Source organism: Pseudomonas sp. Xaverov 83 (assembly GCF_019352905.1).
GTDB classification, from domain to species: domain Bacteria; phylum Pseudomonadota; class Gammaproteobacteria; order Pseudomonadales; family Pseudomonadaceae; genus Aquipseudomonas; species Aquipseudomonas yamanorum.
The window spans coordinates 1-9,491 of sequence record NZ_JAAAFU010000035.1 but is presented as its reverse complement, the minus strand read 5'-3'; the positions used below and the strand labels follow the sequence as shown (position 1 = coordinate 9,491).

Sequence of the window (9,491 nt, the reverse complement as noted above, 5' to 3'; positions counted from 1 at the left end):
GGTGGGGCAAGAGCGTTTTGCTTACTTTTGCGCTGTTCAAAAGTGAGCCGCTGTAAGAGCGGAACCCATAGCGGCCGTTACCGCAGAAACGGATATGCCCCCAATTCATCGCGCCCACCGGGGCTTGCGCTTCTGCACAAAAGCCTGAGTCCCCTCAACCCCTTCCTCCCCGCTAACCGCCTCGGCAAACCACTCAGCCGCCTGGTCCAGCAACGGCCCCAAAGCCTGCTCACCACTGGCCAAGACCAACGCCTTGGTCCGCGCATTAGCCCCCGGAGCACAACGCAAAACCTGCCCCAACACCTCATCCACCCGCTCCGCCAACGCCTGCGGATCGTGCTCCACAAAATGCACCAACCCCAACCGCAGCGCCTCAACCCCATCAAACCGCGCCGCCGTCAAAGCCAACCGCCGCGCCTGAGTCAGCCCGATACGCTTCACCACAAACGGCGCAATCTGCGCCGGCAACAACCCAAGGCTGGTCTCCGGCAACCCAAACTGCGCCTGATGATCCGCAATCGCCACATCACTGACACACACCAACCCCAACCCGCCCCCCAGCACCGCACCCTGAAGCACCACAATCACCACCTGCGGCAACGCCTCAACTTCCTGCAACAGGCTGCCAAACGCCCGGTTCAACGCCTGTAACCCACCCGTAGCCCCCGCGCGAGCCATGTCCTTCACATCCCCGCCGGCCGAAAAATGCCCACCGGCGCCACTGATAACCACCGCCCGCAAGGCTTTATCCCCGGCCACATCGGCGAGTACCGAACGCAACTCGGTCACCATCTCAAGGCTCATGGCATTGCGGCTGTCAGGCCGATTGAGCGTCACATGCAACACCCCGTTATGCGGCTCCAGCAACAACGTATTCACGACTTTTTCCCCGGCAAGGTGCCCATCAATTTGCAGATGATCCCCAGCATGATCTCGTCCGCCCCACCGCCAATCGACACCAGCCGCACATCCCGGTAAGCCCGGGCCACCGGGTTGTCCCACATGAACCCCATGCCGCCCCAATATTGCAGACAACTGTCACTGACTTCCCGCCCCAGGCGCCCGGCCTTGAGCTTGGCCATGGAGGCCAGGCGCGTCACGTCCTGGCCCTTGATGTATTGCTCGGTGGCCTGGTACACCAGCGCCCGCAGGCATTCGATTTCGGTGGACAGCTCGGCCAGGCGGAAGTGGATCACCTGGTTGTCGATCAACGCTTTGCCGAAGGTCTTGCGCTCCTTGCAGTAGTCGATGGTGCTGTCGATGCAGTACTCCAGGCCCTTGACCATATTGGCCGCGCCGAACAGACGTTCTTCCTGGAACTGCAGCATCTGCATCATGAACCCCGCGCCTTCATGGCCGATGCGGTTGCGCTGGGGGATGCGCACGTCGTCGAAAAACACCTGGGCGGTTTCCGAGCTGTGCATGCCGAGCTTTTCCAGGGGCGGGCTGACGCTGATGCCGGGGGTGTTCATCGGCACCATGATCAGCGACTTGTTGATGTGCGGCTTGTCGTCGGAGGTGTTGGCTAGCAGGCAGATAAAGTCGGCGCTCGGTGAATTGGTGATCCACATCTTGCTGCCGTTGATCACATAGTCGGTGCCGTCCTTGCGAGCATGGGTTTTCAGCCCGGCTACGTCGGAGCCGGCGCCGGTTTCCGAGACGCCGATGCAGCCCACTTGTTCGCCGCTGATGGCCGGGCGCAGGAATTCCTCCCGTAGCTCATCGGAGCCGAAGCGGGCCAGGGCCGGGGTGCACATGTCGGTTTGCACGCCAATGGACATCGGGATGCCGCCGCAGCGGATGCTGCCGAATTCTTCGGCGGCGACGATGGAGTAGCTGTAGTCGAGGCCCATGCCGCCGAATTTTTCCGGTTTGGAGATGCCCAGCAAACCGAGGTCGCCGGCCTTGCGGAAGATCTCGTGGATCGGGAAGCGTCCGGCCTTTTCCCACTCATTTACATGCGGGTTGATCTCGCGCTCGACAAAGCCACGGACGGTGCGGCGCAGTTCTTCGTGTTCCTGGGTGAAGATCATTTTTATTGTTCTCCCTATGGGGACGCGGAGCGTCCCGGGCTGCATTCCCACGCGGGGCGTGGGAACGATCATCAAAACCGCGCTGCACCAAAGCTGTTGGGCTGTAGTTGCCGCACTTCGGCCTCGTGGCAGATGTCCAGCAGAAACCCGAGCAGGGTTCGTGTATCACGTGGATCAATCAGCCCGTCGTCCCACAGGTTTGCGCTGCCGTAGAGGGCGGTGGACTGGCTGTCGAGTTTCTGTGCGGTGACCTGTTCGAGCATGTCGAGCACCTTGGGATCGGGCACCAGGCCGTCTTTCAGTTGCTTGGCTTCGGTGACGATTCGCAGCACTTTGCCCGCCTGGGCGCCACCCATCACGGCGGTGCGGCTGTTGGGCCAGGCGAAGATGAAGCGCGGGTCGAGACCACGGCCGCACATCGCGTAGTTGCCGGCGCCATAGGAGCCGCCGACGATGATGGTCAATTTCGGCACGCGGGCATTGGCCACCGCCTGGATCATCTTCGCACCATGCTTGATCACGCCTTGCTGTTCCGACTCGGTGCCCACCATGAAACCGGTGGTGTTGTGGAAGAACAGCAGCGGCGTCTGGCTCTGGTCGCACAGTTGGATAAATTGCGCGGCCTTGCTCGCGCCCTTCGGGGTGATCGGCCCGTTGTTGCCGATAAAACCGCAGGCGCGACCCTGGATGTGCAAGTGGCCGCAGACGGTGTGCGGGTCGAACTCGCCCTTGAACTCCAGGAAGTTGGAACCATCCGCCAGCCGCGCGAGGATTTCGCGCACGTCGTAGGGCTTTTTCGGATCGTCGGGGATCAGCCCCAACAGCTCTTCAATCGGGTACAGCGGCTCGCTATAAGCGCGCTTTGGCACAGGCGGCAAGCGGTCATCCCACGGTAACAGGCTGACGATCTCACGCACGATGCGCACACCGTCAGCGTCGTTTTCCGCCAGGTATTCGGCGGTGCCGGCGGTTTGCGCGTGCATCTCGGCGCCGCCCAGTTCTTCATCGGTGGCGACTTCGCCGGTAGCCGCCTTGAGCAGCGGCGGGCCGGCCAAAAACAGCTTGGCCTTGCCACGCACCACCACCACGTAATCCGATAGCCCCGGCTGATAGGCGCCGCCCGCCGTGGCCGAGCCATGCACCACGGTGATCTGCGGCAACCCCATGGCCGACATCCGCGCCTGGTTGGCGAAGCTGCGTGCGCCTTCGACGAAAATCTCGGCGGCGTAGTTGAGGTTGGCGCCGCCGCTTTCCGCCAGCGTCACCACTGGCAATTTGTTTTCCATGGCGATCTGTTGCAGGCGCAGGGATTTTTTCAGGCCCGAGGGGGAAATGGTTCCACCTTTGATTGCGCTGTTGTTGGCCACCACCAGCATGCGCACGCCGCTGACGTAGCCGATGCCGGCGATCAACCCGCCACCGGCGGCGCTGCCGTCCTTGTCGTCGTGGAGTTTGTAGCCGGCCAGGCTCGCCAGTTCGAGGAACGGCGCGCCAGGGTCCAGCAGCAAATTCAGGCGTTCCCGTGGCAGCAGCTGCCCGCGCTTGTCGAACTTGGCCTTGGCTTCGGCGGCCTTGCTCAGCAGGTTTTGCTCCAGCTGGCGCAGTTGATTGACGCCTGTGAGCAGTGCTTCGCGGTTCTGCGCGAATTGCGGGCTGTGGGCGTCGAGTTGCGAGTCGATCACCGGCATGGCTTATTTCTCCTCCTTGAGCACATCCGGCAAATAAGCCCGGTGGAAACCATTAAAGGACACGCTCGGCGGTTGCGCCTTGTGCAGCGGCCAGGCGCGGCTGCCGAGGCTGGCGGCGCCGTCGATGCGCAAGGTGCTGCCGCTGACGAACGCGGCGGCGGGGCTGAGCAAAAACACAATCGCCGCGCTGACTTCCGATTCGGTGCCGATGCGTTTTAGCGGTACATGCTCGCGCAAGGTCGGGATCACCGCCTTGAACGCGCCTTCGTAAGTATCCATGCCACTCGATGCAATCCAGCCGGGCGCCACGGCGTTGACCCGCACCCCGGCGTAACCCCATTCGAATGCGGCGGTCTTGGTGAAGTTGTCCATGCCCGAACGCGCCGCGCCGGAGTGGCCCATGCCCGGCATGCCGCCCCACATGTCGGCGAGCATGTTGACGATGGACCCGCCGTGTTTGCTCATGCACTGGTTGAACACTTCCCGAGCCATCAGGAATCCGCCCACCAGGTTGGTGCGCAGCACGGTTTCGAAACCCTTCTGGTTGATCGACGCGAGCGGCGAGGGGTACTGGCCGCCGGCATTGTTCACCAGACCATGAATCGGGCCGTGCTCCTGGAGGATCTGGCTGACCAGCGCCTTCACCGCTTCTTCATCACGAATATCGCAGGCCTGCCAACTGGCGCGGCCGCCGTCTTCACTGATCTCCGCCGCGACCGTTTGCAGTTTTTCCGGCTTGCGCCCCACCAGAATCACATGGGCGCCGAGGGCCGCCAGCTCGTGTGCGGTACAGCGGCCAATGCCACTGCCGCCGCCGGTGACGATGATTGTTTGCCCCTGGAACAAGTCGGCTTTGAAGATCGAGTCGAAGGCCACGGCGTGGGTCCTTTAAGTGAATTGATCGGCAATGTGTTGTGGCACGGCAATCGGGATTTCCAGCAGTTGTTGGGCGAAGGCTTTGCCTTGGGGGTCGATGCGCAGGCTGGCAATCCCGCCGCCGCCCAGGGCGTTTTCCAGCAGGAAGTTCAGGCTGTGGCTGCCGGGCAAGTACCAGCGTTCGACACGGCCGTGGATCGGGTCGAGCACGTGGCTCATCCAGTCGACGATCACTTCGGGGGTCAACGCTTCGGCGATCCACGGCAGGTATTCGGGCTCGCGGGCGATCACCCCGATGTTGCTGTGGTTGCCCTTGTCGCCGGAGCGTGCCACGGCCAGCTTGACCAGCGGCACGTTGGCGTCGGCACGGCCTTGGGGTTTGGGCGGGTCGATCAAGGCGATGGACGTGTTCAGCGGTTCGGCGACGGGCAGTTCGCAGGCATGCCGCTCGCCAAGAAAATCGACCTGCAACTGACAGGCGTTTTTATCGATCAGGAACGAAAACAGCCGAATCAGCGGGTACACCGTGGGCCGCCCGCCGACGATCCCGGTGAGCCCCGGCGCCATGCCGGTGGCCGCCTGGGCAATTTCCCGGGCGAACAGTACCAATGCCTGTTTGCTCGGATGACGCACCGCCAGTTTCACTACCACCTCGCGGCAGTCCTGACGTTGGGCGTGAGGGCCGTAGGTGGCTTCGCTGCCCAGCAGTTCGATGTTGACGTCGGTGTAGGGCGCCCAGCCGCGCTGGCTGAACAGCTCTGAGGTCTTGTTGATGATCGCCTGGCTGACCCGCTCGGCCTTGGCCACCGCGTCGATCCCGGCAATCAGGCAACTGGCGGTGCAGCGAAAACCGTCCGGGTAAGTGGCGCTGACCTTGTACTGGTCGGTGGGTGGCAGGCCTTTGGCGCCGTGCAGGTGCACGCGGTTTTTGCCTTGTTGCTGGAGCTTTACGTGGCTGAAGTCGCAGATCACGTCGGGCAGCAGGTAGGCGTGCGGGTCGCCGATTTCATACAGCAATTGCTCGGCGACGCTCAGTTCGCTGATCAGCCCGCCAGTGCCGTCGACCTTGCTGACGGTGAACTGGCCATCGGCGCTGACCTCCACAATCGGGAATCCGATGTGTTCGTAGTCCGGCACCTCGCGCCAATCGGTGAAGTTGCCGCCGGTGCACTGGGCCCCACATTCGATGATATGCCCGGCCAATGCCGCCTGGGCCAGGCGGTCGTAATCCTGCCAGGACCAGTTGAATTCATGCACCAGCGCCGCGCTGACCACCGCGCTGTCCACCACACGGCCAGTGATGACGATGTCGGCGCCCAGCTTCAACGCCCGCACGATGCCCGGCGCGCCGAGGTAAGCGTTGGTGGACACGCACATCGCCGGCAAAGGTGCGCCGCTGAACATGTCGGTGATGCCGTGCAGTTGCTTGAACTGCGGTTGCAGGTCATCCCCCAGCAGCACGGCGATCTTCAACGGGATTTGCGCCTGGTCGCAGGCCGCCTGCAACGCGGCGGCGCAGGCCTGGGGGTTGATCCCGCCGGCATTGCTGATCACACGGATGCCCTGGCGCTGGATATCCGCCAGCAGTGGCGTCAGCACCTCGACGAAATCCGTGGCATAGCCGGCCTTGGGATCTTTCATTCGCGCCCCGGCGAGGATCGACAGGGTGACTTCCGCCAAGTAGTCGAACACCAGGTAATCCAGCGCGCCGCCTTCTACCAACTGCGCAGCGGCGGTGCAGGTGTCGCCCCAGAAGGCGCTGGCGCAGCCGATGCGTACCGTCTTGTTCATGGGGCGTCCTTCCTCTGGTTTGCTGGTACCCACACTACCAAGCAAGCGCTTGGTTTGTAAACTCTGGTCACAACTTTGCCCCAAGCGCTTGCTTGGTTGGCTGCCACGGCCTAAATTGCCGCCCAAGACGTAACCAGAAGTTAAGGAGAGCAGCATGGATGAGCAAAAAGCCCTGCGGGTGATGCGCACCATGGTCGACGCCGGCCAATTGACCGACCCCGACAGTGCCCGTGGCAAACTGCTGCAAACCGCGGCCCACCTGTTTCGCAACAAGGGCTTTGAGCGCACCACCGTGCGTGACCTGGCCGGCGCGGTCGGGATTCAGTCCGGCAGCATCTTTCATCACTTCAAGAGCAAGGACGAAATCCTGCGGGCGGTGATGGAGGAAACCATCCACTACAACACCGCCCTGATGCGCGCTTCTCTGGCCGAGGCGACCAACGTGCGGGAGCGGGTGTTGGCGCTGATTCGCTGCGAATTGCAGTCGATCATGGGTGGCAGCGGCGAGGCCATGGCGGTGCTGGTGTATGAGTGGCGTTCACTGTCGGCCGAGGGCCAGGCCCAAGTGCTGGCCTTGCGGGATATTTACGAAGATATCTGGTTGCAGGTGCTGGGTGAGGCCAAGGAGGCCGGTTATATCAAGGGCGATGTATTTATCACCCGGCGCTTCCTGACCGGCGCATTATCCTGGACCACCACCTGGTTTCGCGCCCAGGGCAGCATGACCCTGGAGCAACTGGCCGATGAAGCTTTGCTGATGGTTTTGAAAGCTGACTAGTTCGTTCGCGCAAGCTATTAATTGTGTGGCAGAAAGTTGTCTCGCTAGACAAAAACGCCTAGCTTAGCGGGATCAAAGTTTTCGACGGTGTGTGCCTTGATGTTTTCGCCCTGGCGATTGGCTGCAGGACTCTCAATATTGGCACTTGGCGCACTGTGGCTGATGCCGGCTTCGGCCGCCCAATTGGTGAGGGTCGGTGCTGCGCATTTTCCGCCGTATACGGTGCGCCCGGAGCAGGGCGCCGACACCGGGTTGCTGCCGCAACTGGTGGAAGCCTTGAATGCCCTGCAAACCGATTACCAGTTCGTGCTGGTGCCCACCTCGATCCCCCGGCGGTTTCGCGACTTCCAGCAAGGCCGGGTGGATATGGCGATCTTCGAAAATCCGAACTGGGGTTGGCAGGATATTCCCCATACGGCAGTCGACATGGGCCTGGAAGACGCCGAAATCTTCGTCGCCCAGCGTGAGCCTGGCCGCGACCAAGGGTATTTCACCGACCTGACCGGCAAGCGGCTGGCGGTGTTCAGCGGCTATCACTACGCATTCGCCAACTTCAACCCCGACCCCAAGTACCTGGTGGAGCACTTCAACGCCACCTTGACCTATTCCCACGACAGCAACCTGCTGATGGTCGCCCGTGGCCGGGCCGACATCGCCCTGGTGACGCGCTCCTATCTCAGTGATTTTTTGGCGCGCAATGCCGACACGGCGGGGCAGTTCCTGGTGTCCGAGCGAATTGACCAGGTGTACCACCACTATGCTTTGCTGCGGCCCAAGGCGCCGATCACGGGAGCGACGTTCGCCGGGCTGCTCAAGCAGTTGCGGGACAATGGCCAGTTGCTGAAGATCTTCGAGCCTTACCGCATCGATGTGATGCCGGTGCCGTGATCGTCTAAATTTTTGCCCTTGGCTCACGTCACTTGTTGAACTGTCGACGATTCGTGAGCCCATCCCATGCCCCATCTGAATGACCTGTCTGTCCTGCCGTTGCCGGCGGGGCCTGCCCTGAATGCTGATGAAACTGACAGCCGTCTGAGCCTGACCCTTGAGGGGCAGCCGCTGATTCGCTTGCGCCTTGAACGGGGTGATGAGCTGTTGGTGCATTTGCAGGAGCCCGGCCTTGTGCCGGCTGCCCGGGCGTTGTGGGCGGCCTGTTACTGGTTGTTTGTCAAAGAGCCTGGGCGTCAGCGGCTGGTTTGGCGACTAGAGCATGCGCCTGAGGATGCGTTGCGCAGTGGGTTGCTGGTGGCGACCGAAGTTGCCGGGCAGTTTTATTGTGAGCGCACGTTGTTCTGGCAATTGCCGCAGCCGTGGTTGGGGCAGTCGGTGACCGGGACTTATCCGCAGCAGATGATCATCAGTGGCGGTAAGCGTCATCCCGCGCGTGCGCCGAAGCCTCGGGGTGAGGTTTATCGGCGCTTTGATGCGCGGTTGGGTGCCTGGATTTCACTGCGCACGGTTGAGATTGATGTTGATCTGGCGCGATTCAATCGTTGGCAGAACAGTACGCGGGTGGCGAATTTCTGGCAGGAAAGTGGCAGCCTGGAGCAGCATCGGGAGTATCTGGACAAGCTGGAAGCGGATCCCCATGCGTTGACGTTGATTGGCTGTTTTGATGATGAGCCGTTTGCGTATTTCGAGGCGTATTGGGCCAAGGAGGATCGGATTGCGCCGTTCTATGACGTGGCGGATTACGATCGCGGGATTCATATGTTGGTGGGTGAGGAGCATCACCGGGGGCCGCATAAGGTGGCGAGTTGGTTGTCGGCGTTGGTGCATTACCTGTTTCTTGATGATCCGCGTACGCAGCGTGTGGTGGCGGAGCCTCGGGCGGATAACGGGCGGATGATTGGGCATATGCAGAATCAGTGTTTCCACTGTGAGAAGGAGTTTGATTTTCCGCATAAGCGGGCGGCGTTGATGATCCTGGGGCGGGAGCGGTTTTTTGAGCGGTGTGGGTTGGTTTGACCGGGTACATATCCGTTATTTAGGTAACGGCCGCTTATGGTTTCGCTCTTACAGCGAGTCACTTTGCAAAAGCGGCAAAGTAACCAAAACGCTCTGCCCCGCCTGTCGGCACCTCGCCTAGGCTCGGTGTTCCCTCACTCCGGCATTGTTCCGCGGGCCGCCGCGACGGGCCATCCATGGCCCGGCGCGGCTAAACCGGCGTCCTGCCGGTTTACCCGCTCCGCACTGCCTGCGTTCGGCCTCGGGCTGAATGGGGCAGTCAGATCAAGATCAAGATCAAAAGCAAAAGCACAGCGGCCTCCCGGCCGGCTTGAGTGTTAAAAGCAAAGGCAAGATCCAGAGCGAAAGCCAAATCTG

8 protein-coding genes are annotated in these 9,491 nt (G+C 61.8%); 3 read left to right on the top strand and 5 right to left on the bottom strand.

Translation table 11 applies throughout. From position 1 onward, the window contains the following. Positions 1 to 105: 105 nt before the first annotated feature. The 5 genes from K0H47_RS13265 to K0H47_RS13245 form a co-directional block, all read right to left on the bottom strand. Positions 106 to 879: an enoyl-CoA hydratase-related protein gene (locus K0H47_RS13265; RefSeq protein WP_219272885.1), complete on the bottom strand. Its 774-nt coding sequence runs from the start codon at positions 877 to 879 to the stop codon at positions 106 to 108. Beyond that, a complete protein-coding gene (gene atuD, locus K0H47_RS13260) occupies positions 876 to 2,033 on the bottom strand; it encodes an acyl-CoA dehydrogenase family protein (RefSeq protein ID WP_218264646.1) in 1,158 nt (385 codons plus the stop codon). Before atuD ends, K0H47_RS13265 begins: the two co-directional genes overlap by 4 nt. Positions 2,034 to 2,104: 71 nt before the next feature. Further along, complete coding sequence (gene atuC / locus K0H47_RS13255; RefSeq protein ID WP_219272884.1) at positions 2,105 to 3,721, bottom strand: geranyl-CoA carboxylase subunit beta; 1,617 nt, start codon at positions 3,719 to 3,721, stop codon at positions 2,105 to 2,107. 3 nt (positions 3,722 to 3,724) lie between these two features. Beyond that, entirely contained in the window at positions 3,725 to 4,597 is an 873-nt protein-coding gene (locus K0H47_RS13250) for an SDR family oxidoreductase (RefSeq protein ID WP_063028348.1), read from the bottom strand. Between the two features lie 12 nt (positions 4,598 to 4,609). Then, positions 4,610 to 6,388 carry an acyclic terpene utilization AtuA family protein gene (locus tag K0H47_RS13245; RefSeq protein WP_219272882.1) on the bottom strand — a complete coding sequence of 593 codons (1,779 nt, stop codon included), beginning with the start codon at positions 6,386 to 6,388 and terminating at the stop codon, positions 4,610 to 4,612. 154 nt (positions 6,389 to 6,542) lie between these two features. Here K0H47_RS13245 and K0H47_RS13240 point away from each other — a divergent pair, with 154 nt between their 5' ends. The 3 genes from K0H47_RS13240 (at position 6,543) to K0H47_RS13230 (ending at position 9,134) form a co-directional block, all read left to right on the top strand. Further along, positions 6,543 to 7,166, top strand: a complete 624-nt coding sequence (locus K0H47_RS13240; protein ID WP_017479484.1) for a TetR/AcrR family transcriptional regulator — start codon at positions 6,543 to 6,545, stop codon at positions 7,164 to 7,166. 99 nt (positions 7,167 to 7,265) lie between these two features. Further along, entirely contained in the window at positions 7,266 to 8,054 is a 789-nt protein-coding gene (locus tag K0H47_RS13235) for an ABC transporter substrate-binding protein (protein WP_081253104.1), read from the top strand. Between the two features lie 66 nt (positions 8,055 to 8,120). Next, positions 8,121 to 9,134, top strand: coding sequence for a GNAT family N-acetyltransferase (locus tag K0H47_RS13230; RefSeq protein ID WP_063028354.1), 1,014 nt, complete (start codon positions 8,121 to 8,123; stop codon positions 9,132 to 9,134). The last annotated feature ends 357 nt before the right edge of the window (positions 9,135 to 9,491 follow it).

Coding starts and splice junctions, on each gene's coding strand:
- atuD (WP_218264646.1), bottom strand. CDS start 2,033: ATGATCTTCACCCAGGAACACGAAGAACTGCGCCGCACCGTCCGTGGC.
- atuC (WP_219272884.1), bottom strand. CDS start 3,721: ATGCCGGTGATCGACTCGCAACTCGACGCCCACAGCCCGCAATTCGCG.
- K0H47_RS13245 (WP_219272882.1), bottom strand. CDS start 6,388: ATGAACAAGACGGTACGCATCGGCTGCGCCAGCGCCTTCTGGGGCGAC.
- K0H47_RS13240 (WP_017479484.1), top strand. CDS start 6,543: ATGGATGAGCAAAAAGCCCTGCGGGTGATGCGCACCATGGTCGACGCC.
- K0H47_RS13235 (WP_081253104.1), top strand. CDS start 7,266: ATGTTTTCGCCCTGGCGATTGGCTGCAGGACTCTCAATATTGGCACTT.
- K0H47_RS13230 (WP_063028354.1), top strand. CDS start 8,121: ATGCCCCATCTGAATGACCTGTCTGTCCTGCCGTTGCCGGCGGGGCCT.